The following is a 20,994-nucleotide window of genomic DNA, read 5'->3' as shown; positions in this document are numbered from 1 at the left end:
GACGTGGACGAGCTACGCGCGCTGATCGCCAAACATGCCCGGCCGGACATGACCACGATCATCGACGACGTCCTGGTGTCGAGGACGACGGCGGGTGGCCCGCCCGCGCCGTCCATGTCCGGCACGATCCTCGCGTTCGTCGCCCAAGGCCGCAAACGCATCGCGCTGGGCGAGCGCGTCTACGACTACCGGGCGGGCCAGTACCTGGTGGCGTCGATCGACATGCCGATCACCGGCAACTACGTCGGCATCAGCCCGTCCGAACCCGCGCTCGGCATCGGTCTGGTCCTCAAACCGGAGCTGGTGGCCGAACTGCTGCTGACGGGCGACCTCCCGAAGGCCGCGGGCACGCCGGAGGGACTGGCCGTCAGCGACGCCTCCCCCGAGCTGGTCGACGCCGTGACGAGGCTCGCCCGCCTCCTCGACCAGCCGAGGGACGTGCGGGCGCTCGCGCCGCTGATCAAGCGGGAGATCCTCTGGCGCGTCATGACCGGCGAACAGGGCGCGGTCGTCCGTCAGCTGGGCGCGCAGGACAGCAGCCTGAGCCACATCGCCAGGGCGGTCCGGTGGATCCGGGAGAACTACGCCGAGTCGTTCAAGGTCGAGAACGTCGCGCGGATCGCGGGCATGAGCGAGTCGGCGTTCTACCGCAACTTCCAGGCCGTCACGGCGATGAGCCCGATCCAGTTCCAGAAGCAGATCCGGTTGCAGGAGGCCAGGTTGCTGCTGGCGACGAACTCCGACGTGACGAGCGTCAGCCACCGGGTCGGCTACGACAGCCCGTCGCAGTTCAGCCGCGAGTACCGGCGCCAGTTCGGCGCGCCGCCCAGCAGGGACGCGAAGCTCAGGCTGCAGCCCGCCCTCTGACGTCCAGGTACACCGCGCGGACCTCCAGCGTCCGCTCGACCTTCTCGATCACGGGCGCGAAGAACTGGCGCCGGTGCTCGGCGTCGCTCATCGAGATCACCGAGAAGTACATGCTGCCGAACGCCGCGAACAGCGTGGCGTTGCGCAACATCGCCGACGGCACACCGGGGATCATCGACTTCGCCACCGGCGACCCGATCCACTGCTCGGCGATCGCGGGTGTCACCACGATCAGGCCCAGCACCACGAAGAACGCGAACAGCGCGAGCCCGATCACCGCCGCCTGCACCAGCTGCCGGATCGCGAGCATCACCAGCAGGTTGCGCGTCTGACGGCCGTTCAACCGCTTGGGCGGCAACGGTTCGGCGATCTCCACTTCGGACAGCGGCGTGCCCTTGCAGGCGGTCTTCAACACCTCCGGCCGCAGGTCCTGTTCGACGCGGCCGATCTCGTCGCGCAGCCGGGCGGCGGCCGCGAGCACGGTGATCGAGGCGAACAGCAGCACGACCAGGCTGACCCGCGGCCACCGCAGCTGGTTCATCGCCTGCCACAGCTCACCGGTGAAGAACAGGAACAGCGTCACGAACAGCATCGGCGGCAACGCCCGGCCGATCAGGTGGACGCTGTTGCTCAGGTCGGCGATCACGTGCCGGATGGCGGCTTTGAGCAGTGCGCCCAATCCGTAGGTGGTGGCCAGCATCGTTGCCACGAAAGCCACGCCGAAGAAGACGACGAACCACAGCGCGGTGACCCACCACTCCGTCTCGGTGTCGTCGGCTCCAGGCGTGGTGACCTTGTCGTTGATGGCGAGCTGCAGCAACGGCACGATGACCGGCATCGCCGCGTACGCCACCAGCACCACCACGGTCGTGCGCGGGGAGAAGCTCGGCAGCCGCCGCGTGAACAGCGAGAGCAGGATCCACGCGGACACCATCACCGCGACGATCACGCCCAGCAGCACCCACTTCGACAGGCCGGTGGACTTGAGCAGCACCAGCCAGGCGAGGCTCCCGACCGCCACGAACGTCAGCGCCGGCAGCATCCGCGGCAGCACGTGCGACCGGAACCCGTACCCCTCGATCATCGTCGGCGCGCCCTGCCGGACGAACCACTGCTCGGTCCGCCGCACGACCGTCTCCGAAGCCACGGCGAGGATCATGCCTCACCGCTCGAACAGGCGCGCCATGACGGAGTAGTAGTGGGTCGGGGTGATGCGGGCGAGGGCGTCGAACACGTAGGCGTCCGGCCCGACCAGCACGCGTGCCTTGCCGCGTTCGACCCCGCGGTGGATCACCTCGGCGGCCTTGTCCGGAGTGGTCAGCGCGATCTTGTCGAAGTCCGCCGCGATCTGGTCCAGCGACCGGCCTCGCTCGTCGAGCTCGGTGTGGAGCCGCCCGTTGCGGATGATGTTGGTCTTGATGCCGCCGGGGTGCACGGCGACCGCCGAGACGCCGGTGCCGCGCAGTTCCTGGCGCAGCGAGTCGGTGAAACCGCGGACGGCGAACTTCGAGGCGCAGTAGGCGCTCTGGTTCGGCATGCCGCACAGCCCGAACACGCTGGAGGTGTTCACGACGACGCCGTAGTTCTGCTTGAGCAGCATCGGCAGGAACGCCCGCGTGCCGTTCACGACGCCCCAGTAGTTGATGTCGAACAGCCAGGAGTCGTCCTCCGCCACGGAGTTGAGCACGCTCGTGGACGTGGCGACGCCCGCGTTGTTGAACACCGCCGCGAGCGGCATCTTCAGCCAGGCCCGCACCTCCTGCGCGAACAGCCGCACGTCCTCGGCGTCGCGCACGTCGAGCACCCGGCTGAGCACGGGACCGCTGAGCGAGGCGGCCGTCTTCTCCAGCTCGATCTCGTTGACGTCGGCGATGACCACCGGAGAACCGTGCCGCGACAACCTCTGGGCGAGGCTGCGGCCGATTCCCGAGGCCGCCCCGGTGATCACGGCCGGACGTCCGGAGATCTTGCGGACCATGTCTGCTCCTGTCGTCGACGACGGCGGAGCCCCACGTTAGCGGCGCAGCCCCACGTCAGCGGCGCAGCTCGGGGAACTGGTCGTCCCGCCACTCCCCCGTTCCGTCGACGCGCTTCTCCTCCCGCTCCCGCAGATCGACGCGCCGGATCTTGCCCGAGACCGTCTTGGGCAGCTCGTAGAACTCCAGCCGTCGGATCCGCTGGAACGGCGCCAGGTTCTCGCGCGCGTGCCGCAGGATCTGCAGCGCCGTCTCGCGGTCGGGCTCCCAGCCCGCGCTCAGCGCCACATAAGCCTTGGGCACCGCGAGCCTGACCGGATCGGGCGCCGGGACCACGGCCGCCTCGGTGACGGCCGGGTGCTCGATCAGCACGCTCTCCAGTTCGAACGGCGAGATCTTGTAGTCCGACGCCTTGAACACGTCGTCCGTGCGCCCGATGTAGAAGAGGTAACCGTCCTCGTCCCGGCTCGCGATGTCGCCCGTGTGGTAGTAACCGCCCGCCATCGCCTCGGCGTTGCGTTCCTCGTCGCCGTGGTAGCCGGCCATCAGCGACATCGGCCGTCGGCTGAGGTCGATGCAGATCTCGCCCTCGTCGGCCTGCTCGCCGGTGATCGGGTCGACCAGCACGACCGGAACGCCCTGCAACGGCCGTCCCATCGAACCGAGCTTCACGGGTGCGCCCGGCACGTTGCCGACCGACAGCGTCGTCTCGGTCTGGCCGAAGCCGTCGCGGATGGTGAGGCCCCACTGCTGCCTGACCTGCTCGACCACCTCGGGGTTCAGCGGTTCCCCGGCGGCGACGACCTCCCGCAGCGCGCCGGGTCCGCCGCTCAGGTCGGCCTTGATCAGCATCCGCCACACGGTCGGCGGCGCGCAGAACGTGGTGACGCCCTTCGCGCGGATCTGGCGGAGGAGCGCGGCCGCGTCGAACCGGGCGTAGTTGTAGACGAAGATCGTCGCCTCGGCGATCCACGGCGCGAAGAAGCAGCTCCAGGCGTGCTTGGCCCAGCCGGGCGAGCTGATGTTCAGGTGCACGTCGCCGGGCTGCACGCCGATCCAGTGCATGGTCGTGAGATGGCCGACCGGGTAGGAGACCTGGGTGTGCTCGACGAGCTTGGGACGGCTGGTCGTACCGGAGGTGAAGTAGAGCAGCAGCCGGTCGTCGGCCTTGGTCTCCGGGTGGGGCAACGGGTCGTCCGGCGCCTCCGCCGTTTCCGCGTAGTCGAGGCAGCCCTCCGGCGCGCCGCCGACCGAGATCAGCACCGGACCGTCCTCGAACTTGCCGGCGTCCCCGGCCCGCGCGATGACGTGCCGCACCGAACCCCGCCGCAGCCGGTCTGCGAGGTCGGCGGGCCCGAGTGCGGTGGTGGTCGGCATGATCACCGCGCCGAGCTTCATCACCGCGAGCATCGACTCCCACAGCTCGGCCTGGTTGCCCAGCATGATCATCACGCTGTCGCCCCGGCCGACGCCGTGCGACGCGAGCCAGCGCGCGACGCTGTTCGACCGGCGGCGCAGCTCGTCGAACGAGTAGGCGCGCTCGGAGCCGTCCTCCTCGACGAGGTGCAACGCCGTGTCGGTGTTGCCCTTCGCGATGACGTCGAACCAGTCGTGCGCCCAGTTGAAGCCGCCGTCGAAGCTGGGCCAGGTGAACGCGCCGGGGTCCGCGAGCATCGAGTCGCGGGCCGCGCGGTAGATGTCGTGACTGGACATGTCGCAGAGGGTGGGAGCACCGGGGCCACAGGTATACCCCCGGACGGGGGTGTACCCCTTTTCGAGGGTGCGGCCGTCAGCGAGACTGCTCGACGTGCTGCCAGACCGTTTCCAGGCATTGCTGCCGCAGCGCCTGGACATGCTCCGCCGGGCCACCGGGCTGCCCGTCGTGTTCGGTGGTGCCGTCACGCCTCATCGCGACCTGCTGCTGAGCAGCTTCCAGGGCACGCGCGGAACGTCGTTGCACGGGCTGCGCGTCGGCACCGGCCGGGGCCTGGGCGGCACGGCGATCGCGATGGGCACCGCGGTCCGCGTCAACGACTACGCCTCGACCAAAGCGATCACCCACGAGTTCGATCAGATGGTGGTCGTCGACGAACGCCTCACCTCGGTGTTCGCCTACCCGGTGACGGTGCGCGGCACGGTGCACGGCGTCCTCTACGGGGCCGTGCGCGGGCAGGCGACAGTGGGTGACCGGGCGATCAGGATGGCCGGTGCCCTAGCGCAGGGATTCGCACAGGACCTGGACATGCCTTCCCAGCAGAACCAGACACTGCACACGCAGGCCGCACTCCGCGAGCTCGCCGAGGTCGCCAAGCTCGTCGGCGATCCCGTGCTGCGCGAACGACTCCGCAAGGTGCACCAGAACCTCGGCGGCGAAGCGCCCGTCGGCGTCCCCACCGGCCTGACCCCGCGGGAACTCGATACGCTGCGGCTGGCCGCGGTCGGTGCGTCCAACCGGGAGATCGCCGCCGAGCTCGGGTTGAGCACCGAAACCGTCAAGGCCTACCTCCGGGGCGCGATGCGCAAGCTGGGGGTGCACAACAGAACCGCCGCCGTCCACGCGGCGAGGTCGACGGGAGCGCTTTGAATGTCGTTGCTGGAGAAGGCCGTGATCGGCACCGATCGCCTGCTCTACAAGCTGACCGGCGGCAAGTTCACCCTCGTCTCGCTGTCGAGGCAGACGGGCCTGACGCTCATCACCGTCGGCGCCAAGTCCGGTGAGCGGCGGGAGAACCAGGTCCAGTACGTGGCCGACGGCGACTCGATGCTGGTCGTGGGGTCCAACTGGGGCAAGCCCCACCACCCCGCGTGGACCACGAACCTGCTGAAGAACCCGGACATCCAGGTCAACGTGCGCGGTGACGTCCGCGACGTGCGGGGCACGCTGCTCGAAGGGGCCGAGCGGGAGGCCGCCTGGTCCCGCATGGTGGCGGCCTGGCCCGCGTTCCAGGACTACGTGGAACGTTCAGGCGGCCGCGAGCTGCGGGTCTTCCGCCTCACTGCGCGCTGAGTCCCACGCCAGCCACACGCAGCCCGCGATCATGAGCGCGCCGTGGGCGATCCGCACCGCGGGCGGCGTGAAGAACTGCGGCAGGAACAACGCGAACCCGGCGGCGAACACGATCGCCGCCGTGGTGCGGAGCTTGAGCGCGACCATGACCGCCGCAACGCCCATGGTGACGAGGCCGAGCGCGAAAATCGTGACAGCGAACGGGTTGTAGCGCACCGACTCGGCCAGTTCGAGGACGTTCGGCTGCTGTGCGACGGCGTGCAGACCGAAGTCCTCGGCGCCGTAGTACGGCAGCGTGAGGCCCGCGCCGACCCAGAACGTGATCGCGGCCGTGCGGTGGATTCGCAGCAACGCGATCGGCACGAGGATGAAGGCGATCATGGCGAACAGGTGCGACAGCACCCACGCGGTCGACCCCATCGAGGCCGCGGCGCCCGCCGCCGTCGTCTCGTCGTGCCACGGTCTCACCGCGGGATACAGCAGGAAGAGCAGGCCTGCGGCCGAAAGCGTCCACTTCACGATTGCCCCCTGAGATCATCGAGATACATCCGGACGAGCTGGTCGTAGGTCTCGTCGAGGTCTTCCGGCAGGCCGAACCCGCCGCTGGACTCGATGGACGCGAAGCCGTGCACGATCACCCGCAGCCGCCGCGCGGCGTGGACGGCGTCCGAGCCCTCCAGGCCGTAGCTCCGCAGCGTCGCGAGGACGAGTTCCATGAACTTGAGGCCGGCCGCCCGCTGCAGTTCGTCGTGCAGCGGGTCCATCGGCGCGGCCGCATAGCGCTTCGGGTGCTTCTGGACGTACGAGCGGTACGCGTGCACGAGCGCGCTGACGGCCTCGTCGCCCGACCGGCCCACCACGGTTTCGGTGAGCCAGGCGGTCATGTCCTCCATCACCCTCAGGCCGACGTGGGCCCGGAGGTCGCCGAGGCTCGCGACGTGCTTGTAGAGCGACGGCGTGGCGACACCGGTCCGTGCGGCGACGGCGGCGAGCGTCAGTGCGTCGATGCCCTGCTCGTCGACGAGCTCCAGCGCGGCGTCGACGACCTTGGCGGTGGTGAGACGTGAGCGAACTGCCATAGCTCAAAAGCTAACGCTATTAGCCTCCGACGTCAAGCGGGGAGATTTCGTGAAGATCTCGCGGATGCCCGGTGATCACGGCCCTCGCGCCGATATGAATGGCGGGTCACTCACATCGACAAGGAGAAACCATTGCGTTTAGCCAAGATCCTGGGGGCGGTCACCGCGGGCCTGCTGTTCGCGTCGACCGTCACGGCTACCTCGGCCACGGCCGGTCCGACGTCGCAGACCACGATCGACCCGAACTCCGTGAAGGAGTCGATCGACTATCTGGTGCAGACCTACCGCGTCACCGAACGCGAAGCGTTGCGGAGACTCGAGCTCCAGAACGACGCGACCGAGCTCGAAGCGACGCTGCGCAAGGAGGCCGCCGGCGAGTACGGCGGCATGTGGCTCGACCAGCAGACCGGCGAACTCGTCGTCGCGATGACGAAGCCCGCCGCCGCCCAGCGGCAGATCGCCGCCATGCCCGACCGCGCCAAGGTCAAGGTCCGCACGGTCAAGCACTCCCTGGCCTCGCTGCGGTCGGCGCACGACCGGATCAGCAGGCAGGTCGGCGCCGGTGCCGAGTCGGTGTACCTGCCGGCCATCAGCACGACCGAGAACCGCGTCGTCGTCTGGGAACGCGCGTGGCTGCGGGAGAACAAGGCCGGGACGGCCGCCCAGGCGGAGATCCGCACCTTCGACGCCGACCCCGGCATGGTCTCGGCCCGCGTTCTGCCCAAGCCCACGCCGTACTCGGCCGACCCGGTCGACTGGGGCTTCTGCCACCCGCTCTACTGCACGAACTACGGCCCCATGCGCGGCGGTCTGCGCCTGGACATGAGGCGTGACAACGGCACCACCGGCGGCTGCACGAGCGGCTTCAACCTGCGCACGACCGGCGGCGCGTTCCCCGGTGTGCCGTGGGTGCTGACGGCGGGCCACTGCATGGCCACCAAGACGAACAACGTGCCGACCGAGCACAACCGCCAGGTGGTCCTGAACCAGCACGGCATCGAGAAGAACTCCTACCCGTACGACTACGCCGCCGTGCGGTACGTCGACGCGGCCACCGCCACCAGGTGGCTGGAGGGCCAGACGAACCGCAACACGGTGCTCAAGTACTGCCGCAACGGCGGTTTGGACAGCAACGGCGACACCCCGTGCGGCCCGCAGGCGACGTCGCAGAACCAGGAGATCACCTCGGTCACCCCGCTGTCCGGGATCCTGACCGGCGCGATCGTCTGCGCCAGCGGCTCCGGGTCGAGCACGGTGAACTACCCGGACTCCTACGACAGCGGCGCCGGTGCGGGCTACCTCGTCGGCACCCGGTGCGGCCGTGTCCTCTCGACCGACGTCGGCATCAACACCGACCTGTGCGCGCGCAACGGCGACAGCGGCAGCCCGCTCTTCAGCCAGGTCACCAAGGCCGGGCTGGGCATCCTCAACGGCAGCCAGCAGTCGCGCAGCGGCGCCTGCCAGCAGGGCGAGCTGAACAACTACTCCCCGCTCTCGACGATCCTCGAGGACCTCAGCGCCCGCCAGGCGAGCGGCGGATCGGTTTTCAACGTCATCACCACCCCGCAGGGCTGACCTGACCGGTGCCCTGGAAGACCGGTTTTCCGGCTTCCAGGGCACAGCGCCGCTGGCAGAGGGCTTGATCCCTTGAGAGCGCTCTCATCTGACAAATTCGTGAAAACCTTTACACGTTGACCGAGGGTCACGGCGCGACAACACTTCCGAACCACTGGGCGCACAACTCAACACCCGGAAAGGTCGGTTCGATGCAGCGACGCATCGGGACGGCCCTTGCCGCCGCCTTGATGGTGGCCGCAGGGATCACCGTCGCCACCACCAGCCAAGCTCCCCCTGCCAACGCGGCGGTGACCTGGGCCGACGAGTTCAACGCTCCCGCCGGCACCGGTGTCGACGGCAGCAAGTGGAACATGGAAGTGGGCAACAACAACGGCAACAACAAGGAACACCAGTGGTACCAGTCGGGTACCTCGAACGCGGCGCACGACGGGCAGGGCAACCTGGTCATCACGGCCAAGCGCGAGAACCCCGGCAACTACAACTGCTGGTACGGGCGGTGTCAGTACACGTCCGCGCGCATCAACACCGCGAACAAGTTCACCCAGACCTACGGCCGGTTCGAAGCGCGCATGAAGATGCCGCGCGGCAAGGGAATCTGGCCCGCGTTCTGGATGCTCGGCGCGGACATCAACACCGGCAACCCGTGGCCGGGTTCCGGTGAGATCGACATCATGGAGTTCCTGGGACACCAGACGAACACCGTGTACGGCACGATCCACGGCCCCGGTTACTCCGGCGCCGGCGGCAAGTCCCACGCCTACAACGGCCCGAACTTCTCCGACGGTTTCCACACCTTCGCGGTGGACTGGAAGCCCGGCGAGATCACGTGGTCGGTGGACGGCAACGTCTACGCCCGCAACACCCCGACGGACGTCAACGGCAACCCGTGGGTGTTCGACAAGCCCTTCTTCATCATCATCAACCTCGCGGTCGGTGGTGAGTGGCCGGGCTACCCGGACGCCAGCACGACGTTCCCGCAGCAGCTCGTGATCGACTGGGTCCGCGCCTCCAACGACACCCCCAGCGGTGGCGGTTCGGAGATCCGCGGCATCGGCGGCAAGTGCCTCGACGTGCCCTGGGCGAACACCGCCAACGGCACGCCCATCCAGGTCGTCGGCTGCAACGGCAACGCCGCCCAGAAGTGGAGCCGTCCCGGTGACGGCACCATCCGCGCGCTGGGCAAGTGCCTCGACGTCAGCGGTGGCGGCACCGCGAACGGCACAGTGGTCCAGCTCTGGGACTGCAACGGCTCGGCTGCCCAGCAATGGGCCGTCAGCGGGGCACAGGACATCGTGAACCCGCAGGCCAACAAGTGCCTGGACACCATCGGCGGCTCCTCGGCCGACGGCACGAGAACCCACATCTGGGACTGCCTCGGCGTCGCCAGCCAGAAGTGGCAGGTCTGAGGTCTCTCCCCGTCCGGACGCGCATGGCCTGACGGGGAGATGCAAGTGCGCTGGACGTGAACCCCCGCGGCGGATGGGTTCACGTCCAGCGCTTTTTCTACGCCAGAAGCCTTGCGACAGCCCAGTCCTGCACCGCGACGCCGACCGACTTGAACACCGTCCGGCCTTCCCGCAGCGGCGGATTTCCCAGCGCCGCACCGAGTTCGACGAGCGACTCCAGCCTGAGGACGCCGCTCTGAACCGCGCGGATGATCTCGCCGGCCTCGCTCAGCGCCGCCTCGACCTGGTCCACCACCACGACTCCGGCGGTCGCCAGCAGTTCCTCGGGCAGCTCGCGCATCACCGGCCGGTACGACCCGATGGCGTTGACGTGCACACGTTCCTTGAGGGCGTCACACCGGAAGAGCGGCACGGTCGACGCCGTCGCACAGCACACGACATCCGCGTCCCGCACGGCTTCCTCGGCCTGCGTCGCCACGTCCATGACCGTGTCCGGCAGCTCGTCCTTGAGGCTCTCCAGCAACGCCTCGGCCTTCTTGGCGTTGCGGTTGAACACGACGAGCTTCTTCAACGGCCGCACCGCGTGCACGGCCCTGACCTGGTCCGCGGCCTGCGCCCCGGCTCCCAGCAACGCCAGGTGCGACGCGTCCTCGTCGGCCAGCAGATCCGTTGCCACACCGACGACAGCGCCCGTGCGCAGGGTCGTGAGCGCCACCGCGTCCGTGACGAACTGACCGTCCGGGTGCGAGTACACGACCGTGCCCGTGATCATCGGATCGCGTTCGACCTCGATGCTGATCACCTTGACCGCCGTGGACCCCGTGGGCCGGTGGTGCACGGCCATGACGAGCGACCGGCTGTCGCCGAACGCCTGCCGCGGCGGCAGGTCGAACTCCTCCGCGGCCAGCCCGACGAACGCTTCTCGCACGGCCTCGATCGCTGCGGGCATCGTCATGGTTCGGATGGTAACGACCTGCCGGTCAGCCCTCCCTCGTGACGCCCGCCAGGAACGCGGTCCACGCGGCGGCGCCCACCTCGACGTGGGCGGCGGGCGCCTTGCTGTCCCGGATGCCGATGCCGACGGCGACTTCGACGCAGTCACTTGCATTCGCGCTGTAGCTGCTCTTGCGCCATTCGGCCATGTGCGTCTCCTCAACCGGCGATGTCCTTGATCAGACTCCTCGATTGTTCCTCGTCCAACGCCGTCCGGGCGAGTGATTCGACCACCGCGTCGTAGCTCTTGATGGGCAGCGGCGCCTCGATGATCAGGCTGGCGTTCTCGCTCTCCACGAAGACGACCGGCTCGATCTTGTGGAACCGCAGCAGGCTGAACGGCCCTGAGTGCCCGGCGTGCGCACCCAGTGACGTCGGGATGACTCTGATCACGACATACGGCCGCATCGACACCTTCTCCAGGTGCTGCAACTGAGCGCGCATGACTTCTTCGCCACCGACCGGCGTCCTGAGCACGGATTCGTGGATGTAGAAGGTCGCCTTCAGCCCAGGCCGGAGCGCCTCTTTCCGCATCGCCCGCGCCGCGACGCGTTCAGCCACCTCGTCCTCCGGCACGTTCGCATTCGCCTCGACCACTGCTCGCGTGTAATCGGGAATCTGCAACATGCCGTGCACGACCAACGGCTGCCAGCTCACGAGGGTCTTCGCGATCGCCTCGTGCTGGACGAGGGTGCGCGGCAGGATCGGCTCGGCGGCCCCGTGTTCCTGGAGCCATCCCTTGACGTTCGTCGCGCGGAACAGCTTCATCAGGTGCTCCCGCTCCCCCGACGGCGTCCGGCACACACCCAGCAGGAGCGCGAGTTCCAGTTCGGTGGCGCCGCCCTTGCCGTTGATCAGGTCGGAGAGCTTGGCCTCCTGCCAGTCGGCGAGTTCGGCGACTTTGCGCGAGGTCATGCCCGTGGCGGCAATGGCCGCGCGCAGCCCGTCACCGAACTCCCGGCCCCTCGCAGTGGAGAATCTTTTCGGCATGACGAGGACCGTATCGCCATTCCTGAGGGCTCCAGAACATTCGGAGCCAACACAACCCAAAAGGGCGTTAGCTTGGAGCTCCTCCAAGCTGCAGAATAATCCTGTGAGATTTCGATGGACGCCCCACGAAGGGCGGCGACACGCCATCTCCGACGAGCCGGTCAGGGGGCAGCTCGTCGAGACGCTGTGCGGCGATCCCTTTGTGCCACAGGAGCTGGACCTGTGGACCAACAAGAACGTGTGGCCGACGTGCTGGGACTGCGACGGCATCTGGCGAGAGAGCGAGGGGATCCTGCCATGGCCGCGGAAATCCTGACCGAAGACCTGCTGCGCATATCTCTTCAGCGCCTCTCGCGTGAGGTGGTGAAGACTTATCCACAGTTCGGTGAGTTGCTCGCACAAAACATGCTGCGCACGTGCGGCCTCATTCCCGACCTGGAACGCGCGGAGCACTATCGCGATCTGGGCACGTTGCTCATCGACCTCGGCCGGCTCTACCAGGCGGAGGCCGACCTGCTCTCCACGGTGGACCCCTCGTCCTGACCCCGCACGAGCGAGGACGCCGCCACTCCCGCGACGACGTCCTCGCCCGGCCCACTAGCAGGCGCCGATCCGCAACGAACTGATCCGGTCGTCCATCCCGATCGGCAGTCGTGGAGTCCGCACGCCGCTCCCCACCGAGAACGACGCCCCGCCGTAGTTGGGCAGGTCGTAAGCGCACCAGGTGACGTTCGTGCGATTCCAGATGGACGAGATCGCGTTGTCCATGCCGAAGGGACGGAGGTCGGGAACGCCGACCTTGAGTTGCAGCATCCGGCCTTGACCGTTGGTGTCCTCCCACGCGCAGAACCAGCCCGACGGGCAGTCGACAGACGCCGTGTCCGGCATGTCATCGGCGTGCGCGGGTGCTGTCCCCACCGGAACGGAGACAGCCAGCGCGGCGCAGAGCGCCGCAAGCCACCGCTTCATCAGGACCCCTCCGTCAGCAGGTGCCTGCGCGGAGGGAGCTGATGTTGTCGTTGCGGTTGTACACACCGCTGTTCCCCTTCCAGCCCGCGCCCACCGGCCACGTCGCGCCGCCGTAGTTGATGTCCAGGAACGTGCACCAGGTCTGGCCGGTCCGGTTCCACACCGAGGAGACCTGGTCGTTCAGGTTGAAGGCGCGCAGGTCCGGAGCGCGATACTGGAACGCCGCCCTCTTGGGCCCGACGCCGTTCGCGTGCTCGTACACGCAGAACTCACCGGGGTCGCAGCCCTCCCAGGCGGCGATCGACACGTCTCCGGCACCGGACTGCGCCGTGGCCGGCAGGGCCGTGAGGATCAGGGCTGTCGCTCCGACCGCTGCCGCGAGCGCCGACTTCATGGACCTCATGAGCGTTTTCCTCTCGTACACGTGATTGTTCTTCGGATTCCCGTCCGTCTCGAATCACTCCGTCCGGGACCCCCCATTCGTAGCGTCTTCGAGTTGATTTGTTTCGTCTTGTGGACACCGATCAATCAACTCCGGACAATGCCCCTGGGGAGCAACAGGGGGAGGTACTGGCGTGCCCAGACCGGAGAAAACGCTGGAAACCGCCGAGGGGGAGCTCGCGGATTTCGCGGCTGACCTGCGAAAGCTGCGGGAGAAGGCAGGCAAGCCCGGATATCGGGAGCTGGCGAAACGGGCGCACTACGCGGCGACCACGTTGTCCGAGGCGGCGGCGGGCAGGAAGTTGCCCACTCTCGCCGTCACGCTGGCGTACGTCGAGGCGTGCGAGGGCGACCGGGAGGAGTGGGAACGGCGCTGGCACGAGGTGGCAACGGAAACTGCCGCCCAAAACTCACCAAAACCTGACGACCGGTCGCCGTACATGGGTTTGGCGGCGTTTCAGCGGGACGATTCGCAATGGTTCTTCGGCCGCGAGCGATTGGTCGCGGATCTCCGGGCCCGGCTGCGAGAACGCCGGTGCGTCGTCGTTTCCGGCGCTTCCGGATCGGGGAAGTCGTCGTTGTTGCGCGCCGGTCTGGTTCCACACTTCGACGGATCGGCCGTGGCGTTCACGCCGGGAGCGCATCCGTTCGAGGAATGCGCGGCACGGCTGGCACCAGACCTCTCCCCCAACGCCGTGCACGACGAGCTGCGCGCCGATCCACGCGCGTTGCACCGCCTCGCCCTGAAGATCGCGGGCGACGGACCGGAACTGCTGCTCGTGGTCGACCAGTTCGAGGAGGTCTTCACCCTCGTCGAGGACCGGGCCGAACGGTCCAGGTTCATCACCGCCCTGCTCACCGCCGCGCACGCGGACAACAGCAGGGTCCGCGTCGTGCTGGGCCTGCGGGCCGACTTCTTCTCGCGCTGCCTGGACCACCCGGAACTGGTCGAGGTCCTGAACGACGCCCAGCTCGTCGTCGGGCCCATGACGACCGAGGAACTCCGCCAGGCGATCTGTGAGCCCGCGGCGAAAGCGGGCTGCGCGGTGGAAGGTGCGCTGCTGGCAACGCTGGTCGCCGAGGGCAGATCGGTGCTGCCGCTGGTGTCGCACGCGTTGCTGGAAACCTGGCACCGCCGCAGGGGAACCATGCTCACGCTCACCGGCTACCAGGCAGCGGGCGGCATCAACGGCGCCCTCACCCAGACCGCCGAGACCTTCTACTCCACGCTCGACCACGAACGGCAACGGCAAGCGAAGACCCTGTTCCTGAGACTCACCGCACTCGGCGAGGGCACCGAGGACACCAAACAGCGCGTACCGAGGTCCGACCTGCCCGTTGACAACGCTGTCCTGGAAGGTCTGGCCCAAGCCCGCCTGCTCGCACTCGACGGCGACACGGTCGAGATCGCGCACGAGTCGTTGCTGCACGCCTGGCCGCGGCTGCGCCAGTGGCTCACCGACGACCGCGACGGCCTGCGCACCCACCGCCACCTCGCCGAGGCCGCGGCCGCCTGGGATCACGCCGACCGGGACCCCGGCTCCCTCTACCGCGGCGCCAGGCTGACGTCGGCCGAAGACTGGGCCAGGAGGTCCGCCGTCGTTCTCACACCGGTCGAGCGGTCGTTCCTGAAGGCCGGTGAGCAAGCGGAACGACGAGTCGCCCGGCGGCGCCGGCTGCGCACCGCGATCGGTGCGACCCTGGTCGTCGTCGCCCTCCTGACCGGTGCGATCGCGGTGCAGCAACGGGAGAACGCCCTCGAACTCGGCCGGTTCGGCCTGTCCAGGGAGCTCGCGGTCAGGTCGGCCGCCATCACCGACCAGCCCGTCTCGGCCGCGCTGCTCGCGGTGGAGGCCTTCAGGCAGGCGCCGTCGGCGGAGGCCAGGGGCGCGCTGCTGAGTGCCCAGTCCCACGCGTTCTTCACGATGTTCGGGGAACGCAGGAGGTCCGGTGTCACCGACGTGGCGCTGAGCCACGACGGCAGGTCGCTCGCGATCGGGTACAGCGACGGGCTGACGGCGCTGTGGGACGTGTCGTCCCGGCTGCAGATCGCCTCGCACGACCTCGGTGAGGACGGCTGGACCAGACTCGCCTTCCACCCGGACGGCCGCATCACCATCGCCGGCAACGACTCGGCGACCGTGTGGGATCACACCACCGGCCGGACCAGCACCCTCCGGTTCCTCGGCAAGTCCGTGTCCGCGGTCAGCCCGGACGGACGCACCGTCATCACCGCTCCGGGTGTGGACTGGAACTCCGGAGCGGTTCCGCTGCAGGTGCACGACGTGCTCACCGGCAGGACCGCCACCCCGCTGACCGCCGGGCCGCGGATCAACGCCGTGACGTTCAGCGCGGACAACACCACACTCGCCGTCGCCTCCTACACCGAGGTGAAGGTGTGGGACCTGCGTTCCGGGCAGCTCCTCACGGACATCCGCCTGCCCGGCGACGAACGCCAGCCCGAGATCGCGCTGAGCCCCGACGGGAAGGTTCTCGCGGTCGACGAGCTGGACGCCGGAGTCCACCTCTTCACGGTCGCCGACGGCAGCAGGTCCGCGATCCTGCCGCAGTCGACCGTGTCCCGCTCGATCCCTCTCACCCACCTGATGTTCCGGCCGGACGGACAGTCCCTCGTCACGTTCGGCGGCCTGCTGGAAGGCAGCACGATCATCACCGAGTGGGATCTCGCCGGCAATCGCAAGATCGCCCATCTCCTGTCCGACTCCCCCGTGCGCGTGGGCGCCTTCAGCTCCGACGGCCTGACCCTCGCGACCACGGGCAGCGACGAGCAGGCAGGGGTCCTCCGCCTCGGGGACTCGATTCTCGCGACCTCGACGGCAGGCGACCTCGACGGCCTCGCGTACACCGGGGACGGCCGGGTGCGCACAGCAGGCCCTGGACGCGTGACGCCGTGGGACGTGACCGCCCGCCGTCAGTCAGGCTCGTCCGTCGTCCCCGCCCGCCGCGGCGAGGGGACACCGTTCGGCGGTGAACCCCCGGTGTTCACCCGGGACGGGCGTCTTCTCGCCTACTTCACCCAGGACGAGTCGGACGGCGGTCAGGTCGCCCTGTGGGACGTCGAGAAGTCCCGCCGGACCTCCCTGGTGACGCGGCTGAGCGAGAACGGCGGCCTGGCACTGAGTCGTGATGGGCGCACGCTCGTCACGACGTCCCCCACCTACGTCAAGCTGTGGGACGTCGAGACCAAGCGCATCAAGAAGATCCTCACCCTGCCCGGTGAGGCCGGAGCGGACGTGCAGGCGCCGATCGTCGTCACCTTCGCACCCGATGAGCAGACCCTCGTCACAGCGTCGGCTGACGGGCGTGTGCGGTTGTGGGACGTCACGCAGGACCGGCCGACGACGCTGCTGCACCACAACACCGCGGTCACCGCCGTGGCGTTCGGTCCCGACGGACGCACGTTGGCCATCGGTGGTGCGGACACGAGCGTGCTGTTGTTCGACATGAGGACCCGTGAGGAGATCGCGACCATCAAGGGACACGAGGGGGCGATCACCGCGTTGGCGTTCAGTCCGGACGGGCGGACGCTGGCGACCGCCGGCAAGGACCGGACGTTGCGGTTCTGGGATCTCGACGTCGACCGGGTGCGGGATCGGCTTTGCGGGCACGTGCGCGGGCGGGTGAACAGCGATCAGTGGGCACGGCTGATGCCCAGCCTGCCGTTCGAGCCCAGTTGCCGGTGACTCACCGGGACAGCACGACCGCGCGGCCGCCGGCGTCGAACTCGTGGGCGAGCGTCGTCAGGGGCCGGCCGCCGGCGGCCCAGGCAGCCGTCCAGGTCAGGCACTCGGCGGCGCCGTTGCCCGCCCGGTCGACCAGGTCGGCGCCTATCGAGTCGAGCCAGTCCCAGGAGGTGCCGCCGATGCCTGCCAGGAACTCCTCGTCCCATTCGCGCACCAACTCGCGCACGGTGCCTTCACGGCGCGCGCGTTCGTTGACGTCCTTGATCCACTGCTGGCGTTCGTCCTCGGTCAGCACCACGCCCGTCTCGGGCTCGCGGAACCCCGGCAGGTCGTGCGCCAGCCCGCCGGAGCCGACGTAGAGCACGCGCCGGTCGGCGAAGAACTCCCCGACGCGGCGTCCGAGGGCCGCCGCGCGGCGGAAGGTCGCGTGTGGCGGGGAGGCGCAGTTGACGAAGACCGGCAGCACCGGCTTGGCGTCGACCGACCCCAGCAGGTCGCGGGCCGTGTGGCCGAACGCGTGGTCCAGCGCGGCGCTGTAGGCCGTGGCGATGTCGAACTCGTGCGCCACGAGGTCGGCCACCAGCGCACGTCCCAGCGCGGAAGGCACGTCGTAGGAACCGGCGGGGCCGGCGACGTCACCCTGGGCGGTGGCCTCCAGGACGACGGCGAAGGTCGGGACCACGGAGCGGAAGGCGCGGCGGTGGTCGGTGCCGAAGAAGACGACGAGTTCCGGGTCGAACGCCGTGACGGCGTCCCGTGCGGCGCCGATCGCCTCGCGGACCGGGCCGAAGGGCGCGCTGGGCAGGGTGATCAGGTGCGAGGCGCAGACCGTTAGGCGGTTCTTCACCGGACCAGTCTAGGTTCCGGGGTGTGACGAGACGTGCACTTGCGGTGACCATCGCCGCGGCCCTCCTTGCGCCGGTTTCCCCCGCCCACGCCGACTCCGTCAGGCGCATCGAGACCGAGCGGATCGAGAGACCGGTGGCTCCCGGCGTCACGCTCAGCTCCTTCGACTGGTACCGGCCCGACGGCTGGGTCCGCGGGGACGCGCTGGCCGTCGACCTCACGAAGGCCCGGGCCGGGTACGTCGACCCCGGCGCCGTCTCGCAGGCCGTTCCCCTCTCGCAGCAGACGGGCGGAGCCGTCGCGGCGATCAACGGCGACTTCTTCGACATCGACAACTCCAACGCACCGGAAGGCGTCGGCGTCCAGGACGGCCACCTGAGGAAGTCCGGAGAGGGCCGGGCGATCGGCATCGACGCGGCCGGCGTAGGGAGCGTCATGGAGACGTTCTTCGAGGGCACGCTCAACGGCACGCACGAGCTGACGCAGCTCAACAGCGCGCAGATCGACGTCGACGGCATCGGCGTCTTCAACTCGTTGTGGGGCACGTACAGCAGAGCGCGCGCTACGCAAGGCGCGGCCAACACGGCCGAAGTCATCGTCAAGGACGATGTCGTGCAGTCCGTCGGCAGCCCGAGCGACCGGCCCGTCCAGGGGTACGCGCTGGTCGGCCGCGACCGGGGCGCCGACGTTCTCAGGGCCCTGAAGCCGGGCGACCGGGCGGAGATCGGCTACCGGAACCGCACCAGCGACGGCAGCACCCCGAAGACGGCCATCGGCGGGCGACAGCTGCTGGTCCGCAACGGCAGGAACGTCGCCCCGGCGGACTCGCCGCACCCGCGCACCGCGGTCGGGTTCTCGCAGGACGGCAAGAAGATGTACATGCTCACCGTCGACGGACGGCAGAGCCCCTACCTGCAGGGACTGGACCTGGACGACCTCGCCGACGCGATGATCGAGCTGGGCGCGCACAACGCGCTCAACCTCGACGGCGGCGGTTCGTCGACCATGCTCGCCCGCGAACCCGGCACGACCGAGCTGAAGGTCGTCAACACGCCGTCGGACGGCGGCGAACGCCCGGTCCCGAACGGCCTCGCGCTCTACGCCCCCACCGGTACCGGCAGGCTGACCGGCTTCGACGTCCAGACCGCGAGCACCCGCGTCTTCCCCGGCATGACCCGCCGGATGACGGTGCGCGGCCACGACGAGACGTTCGGACCGGCGAACGACGAGCACGTCTCGCGCGCGACGGGCGGATGGGCCCTCGGTGACACCTTCCACGCCTCGCCTCACTCGGGGCCCGCGAGCTTCACCGCCTTCAAGGGCCTCACGTCCAAGACGACGCGTCTCACCGTGCTGGGCCGGCTCGCCAGGATCGCCCCGGCCGAACCCCGGATCAGCCTGATCGAGGACGAGCGCAGGCCGTTGCGGATCAACGGTGTCGACGCCAGGGGGTTCAGCGCGCCGATCGAACGCGCCGACCTCGAACTCAGCTACGACCGGAAGATCATCGAGGTCACCCCGGACCTCCAGGTCAAGGCGCTGCGCACCGGCGCGACCACGATCCGGGCACGCGCCCAGGGCAAGGAGACGCACACGGCGGTCACGGTCGGGGTGACCGACCAGCCGCTCGCCACGTTCGACGACGCTCCACACTGGACGTTCGGTTCCGCTCGCGCGACCGGGAAGGTCGAACCGGAACCGGACGGCCACACCGGTGCGGGCCTGAAGCTCAGCTACGACTTCACGCGGTCGACCGGCACGCGCACCGCCTACGCCGTCCCGCCGAAGCCGCTGCGGGTCGACGGGCAACCCCTGTCGCTCGCCGCGCGGGTCCACGGCAGCGGCCAGGGCGAGTGGACGGCCTTCACCGTCACGGACTCGACGGGCCGGTCGCGAGCGCTGTACGGCCCCCACGTGACCTGGCACGGCTGGCAGCAGATCGAGGTCGCGGTGCCGCCGGAGCTCCAGTTCCCCGTGCAGGTCACCAGGTTCACCGCGATCGAGACCAGGGCCGACCGCGCCTACCGGGGCGAGGTGGTCCTCGACGACGTCGTCGCGAGAGTGCCGCCGGCCCTCACCCTGCCGCCCGCCCCGGACCCGCGCGAGGACGTGATCGGCCCGGCGCGGGGCTGGACGTTCGCGGTCATGTCCGACGCCCAGTTCGTGGCCCGCGCCCCGGACAGCGACCTGGTCAGGTCCGCCCGCCGCACCCTCCGGGAGATCAGGGCGTCCGGCGCCGAGTTCGTCGTGATCAACGGCGACCTCGTGGACGAGGCGGCACCGGAGGACCTGGCGCTCGCCCGCCGGGTCCTGACCGAGGAACTCGGCGACTTCCCCTGGTACTACGTGCCGGGCAACCACGAGATCATGGGTCCGGGCACGATCGAGAACTTCCGCCGCGAGTTCGGCGCCACCAGCCGCACGTTCGACCACCGGGGCACCAGGTTCGTGCTGCTCGACTCGTCGACCGGCACGATCAGGGGCGGCGGCTTCGAACAGATGGAGATGCTCCGCACCGCGTTGCGCACCGCCGAAGGCCAAGCCGTCGTGCTGATGCACCACCCGCCGCGCGATCCGACGCCCACGCGCACGAGCCAGCTCGCCGACCGGCTGGAGGCGTCCTACTTCGAGCGGCTGCTGTCCGAACGCGACAAACCGACGGCCTTCATCGGCGGGCACGTCGGCGGCTTCTTCGCGTCCACTGTGGACGGGGTCCCGCACGTGATCAACGGCAACTCCGGCAAGGCACCCGCCCAGCCGGGCGGGTTCACCGGCTGGACGCTGGCCGGGGTCGGCGAGGACGGCCTCAAAGCCGAGTTCCGGCCGCACGTGGACGCACTCCAGGTGCACGCTCCGTCCACCCTGCCCGCCGGCGTCGCGGAAACAGTTGCGGCGACGGTGAAACAGGGATCCCGGTCCGTGCCGGTGCGGTATCCGATGGGCGCGATGTGGGAAGGGTCACGTGGTCTGCACGTGGGCGCCAGGGCCGGGATCAGGCCGTGGCACGTCGCCTGGCTCGAACCGGACACCGGCGTCCTCACAGGCATAAGGCCTGGTCAGGTCAAGATCACGGTCACCGTGAACGGCGTGACGAGCAGCGCGGACGTGCGGGTGAGCCCGTGAGAGGCGTCTTGACCT

General features: G+C 69.1%; 20 protein-coding genes. 9 read left to right on the top strand and 11 right to left on the bottom strand.

Annotated features, from left to right (window positions below):
• Nucleotides 1-3: 3 nt before the first annotated feature.
• The gene (locus tag AB0M48_RS27700) at nt 4-867 is read left to right on the top strand and encodes an AraC family transcriptional regulator (protein WP_363847275.1); all 864 of its coding nucleotides are present in this window, start codon (nt 4-6) and stop codon (nt 865-867) included.
• Here the strand turns inward: AB0M48_RS27700 and AB0M48_RS27695 are convergent.
• From AB0M48_RS27695 to AB0M48_RS27685, 3 genes are read right to left on the bottom strand one after another with little or no spacing between them, the layout of a single operon-like run.
• The gene (locus tag AB0M48_RS27695; RefSeq protein WP_363847273.1) at nt 845-2,014 is read right to left on the bottom strand and encodes a hypothetical protein; all 1,170 of its coding nucleotides are present in this window, start codon (nt 2,012-2,014) and stop codon (nt 845-847) included. The two genes, AB0M48_RS27700 and AB0M48_RS27695, sit on opposite strands and share 23 nt — an antisense overlap.
• A 15-nt stretch (nt 2,015-2,029) precedes the next feature.
• The gene (locus AB0M48_RS27690; RefSeq protein ID WP_363847271.1) at nt 2,030-2,845 is read right to left on the bottom strand and encodes an SDR family NAD(P)-dependent oxidoreductase; all 816 of its coding nucleotides are present in this window, start codon (nt 2,843-2,845) and stop codon (nt 2,030-2,032) included.
• A gap of 55 nt (nt 2,846-2,900) precedes the next feature.
• Nucleotides 2,901-4,556, bottom strand: coding sequence for an AMP-binding protein (locus tag AB0M48_RS27685; protein ID WP_363847269.1), 1,656 nt, complete (start codon nt 4,554-4,556; stop codon nt 2,901-2,903).
• Between the two features lie 94 nt (nt 4,557-4,650).
• Between AB0M48_RS27685 and AB0M48_RS27680 the strand changes: the two genes are divergently transcribed.
• Together AB0M48_RS27680 and AB0M48_RS27675 are read left to right on the top strand one after the other, a co-directional pair.
• Nucleotides 4,651-5,427, top strand: coding sequence for a LuxR C-terminal-related transcriptional regulator (locus AB0M48_RS27680; protein ID WP_363847267.1), 777 nt, complete (start codon nt 4,651-4,653; stop codon nt 5,425-5,427).
• Nucleotides 5,428-5,850: a nitroreductase family deazaflavin-dependent oxidoreductase gene (locus tag AB0M48_RS27675; protein ID WP_363847265.1), complete on the top strand. Its 423-nt coding sequence runs from the start codon at nt 5,428-5,430 to the stop codon at nt 5,848-5,850.
• Here the strand turns inward: AB0M48_RS27675 and AB0M48_RS27670 are convergent.
• Together AB0M48_RS27670 and AB0M48_RS27665 are read right to left on the bottom strand one after the other, a co-directional pair.
• The gene (locus AB0M48_RS27670; RefSeq protein ID WP_363847263.1) at nt 5,806-6,369 is read right to left on the bottom strand and encodes a hypothetical protein; all 564 of its coding nucleotides are present in this window, start codon (nt 6,367-6,369) and stop codon (nt 5,806-5,808) included. The two genes, AB0M48_RS27675 and AB0M48_RS27670, sit on opposite strands and share 45 nt — an antisense overlap.
• Entirely contained in the window at nt 6,366-6,929 is a 564-nt protein-coding gene (locus AB0M48_RS27665) for a WHG domain-containing protein (protein WP_363847261.1), read from the bottom strand. Before AB0M48_RS27665 ends, AB0M48_RS27670 begins: the two co-directional genes overlap by 4 nt.
• A gap of 132 nt (nt 6,930-7,061) precedes the next feature.
• On the opposite strand from AB0M48_RS27665, the gene AB0M48_RS27660 reads away from it, so the two are divergent.
• On the top strand, nt 7,062-8,504 hold the full coding sequence (locus AB0M48_RS27660; RefSeq protein WP_363847259.1) for a trypsin-like serine protease: 1,443 nt from the start codon (nt 7,062-7,064) through the stop codon (nt 8,502-8,504).
• A 230-nt stretch (nt 8,505-8,734) separates the two neighbouring features.
• Nucleotides 8,735-9,913, top strand: a complete 1,179-nt coding sequence (locus AB0M48_RS27655) for a family 16 glycosylhydrolase (protein WP_363847820.1) — start codon at nt 8,735-8,737, stop codon at nt 9,911-9,913.
• A gap of 97 nt (nt 9,914-10,010) precedes the next feature.
• On the opposite strand, the gene AB0M48_RS27650 is transcribed toward AB0M48_RS27655, so the two are convergent.
• The 3 genes from AB0M48_RS27650 to AB0M48_RS27640 are packed head-to-tail and all read right to left on the bottom strand — an operon-like array spanning nt 10,011 to nt 11,896.
• The gene (locus AB0M48_RS27650; RefSeq protein ID WP_363847257.1) at nt 10,011-10,868 is read right to left on the bottom strand and encodes an ornithine cyclodeaminase family protein; all 858 of its coding nucleotides are present in this window, start codon (nt 10,866-10,868) and stop codon (nt 10,011-10,013) included.
• Nucleotides 10,869-10,893: 25 nt separating this feature from the next.
• Nucleotides 10,894-11,055, bottom strand: a complete 162-nt coding sequence (locus tag AB0M48_RS27645; RefSeq protein ID WP_363847255.1) for a DUF397 domain-containing protein — start codon at nt 11,053-11,055, stop codon at nt 10,894-10,896.
• A gap of 10 nt (nt 11,056-11,065) precedes the next feature.
• Nucleotides 11,066-11,896, bottom strand: a complete 831-nt coding sequence (locus AB0M48_RS27640) for a DUF5753 domain-containing protein (protein ID WP_363847253.1) — start codon at nt 11,894-11,896, stop codon at nt 11,066-11,068.
• Between AB0M48_RS27640 and AB0M48_RS27635 the strand changes: the two genes are divergently transcribed.
• Together AB0M48_RS27635 and AB0M48_RS27630 are read left to right on the top strand one after the other, a co-directional pair.
• Nucleotides 11,820-12,212 carry a zinc finger protein gene (locus tag AB0M48_RS27635; protein WP_363847251.1) on the top strand — a complete coding sequence of 131 codons (393 nt, stop codon included), beginning with the start codon at nt 11,820-11,822 and terminating at the stop codon, nt 12,210-12,212. The two genes, AB0M48_RS27640 and AB0M48_RS27635, sit on opposite strands and share 77 nt — an antisense overlap.
• Nucleotides 12,137-12,439, top strand: coding sequence for a hypothetical protein (locus AB0M48_RS27630; protein ID WP_363847829.1), 303 nt, complete (start codon nt 12,137-12,139; stop codon nt 12,437-12,439). The genes AB0M48_RS27635 and AB0M48_RS27630 overlap by 76 nt, the downstream gene beginning before the upstream one ends.
• 54 nt (nt 12,440-12,493) lie before the next feature.
• On the opposite strand, the gene AB0M48_RS27625 is transcribed toward AB0M48_RS27630, so the two are convergent.
• Both AB0M48_RS27625 and AB0M48_RS27620 read right to left on the bottom strand, forming a co-directional pair.
• Nucleotides 12,494-12,865 carry a peptidase inhibitor family I36 protein gene (locus AB0M48_RS27625; protein WP_363847249.1) on the bottom strand — a complete coding sequence of 124 codons (372 nt, stop codon included), beginning with the start codon at nt 12,863-12,865 and terminating at the stop codon, nt 12,494-12,496.
• A gap of 13 nt (nt 12,866-12,878) precedes the next feature.
• Nucleotides 12,879-13,268, bottom strand: coding sequence for a peptidase inhibitor family I36 protein (locus tag AB0M48_RS27620; RefSeq protein WP_363847247.1), 390 nt, complete (start codon nt 13,266-13,268; stop codon nt 12,879-12,881).
• A 172-nt stretch (nt 13,269-13,440) separates the two neighbouring features.
• Between AB0M48_RS27620 and AB0M48_RS27615 the strand changes: the two genes are divergently transcribed.
• Nucleotides 13,441-17,010: a hypothetical protein gene (locus AB0M48_RS27615; RefSeq protein ID WP_363847245.1), complete on the top strand. Its 3,570-nt coding sequence runs from the start codon at nt 13,441-13,443 to the stop codon at nt 17,008-17,010.
• Nucleotide 17,011: 1 nt separating this feature from the next.
• On the opposite strand, the gene AB0M48_RS27610 is transcribed toward AB0M48_RS27615, so the two are convergent.
• Nucleotides 17,012-17,857 (bottom strand): hypothetical protein, encoded by an 846-nt coding sequence (locus AB0M48_RS27610; RefSeq protein ID WP_363847243.1) that lies wholly within the window; start codon nt 17,855-17,857, stop codon nt 17,012-17,014.
• A gap of 23 nt (nt 17,858-17,880) precedes the next feature.
• On the opposite strand from AB0M48_RS27610, the gene AB0M48_RS27605 reads away from it, so the two are divergent.
• On the top strand, nt 17,881-20,979 hold the full coding sequence (locus AB0M48_RS27605) for a phosphodiester glycosidase family protein (protein ID WP_363847241.1): 3,099 nt from the start codon (nt 17,881-17,883) through the stop codon (nt 20,977-20,979).
• Nucleotides 20,980-20,994: the final 15 nt, after the last annotated feature.

This window comes from Lentzea sp. NPDC051208 (assembly GCF_040682435.1).
GTDB lineage: Bacteria > Actinomycetota > Actinomycetes > Mycobacteriales > Pseudonocardiaceae > Lentzea > Lentzea kristufekii.
The sequence above is the reverse complement of the archived record's forward strand: the minus strand, read 5'-3'. Positions and strand labels throughout refer to the sequence as shown.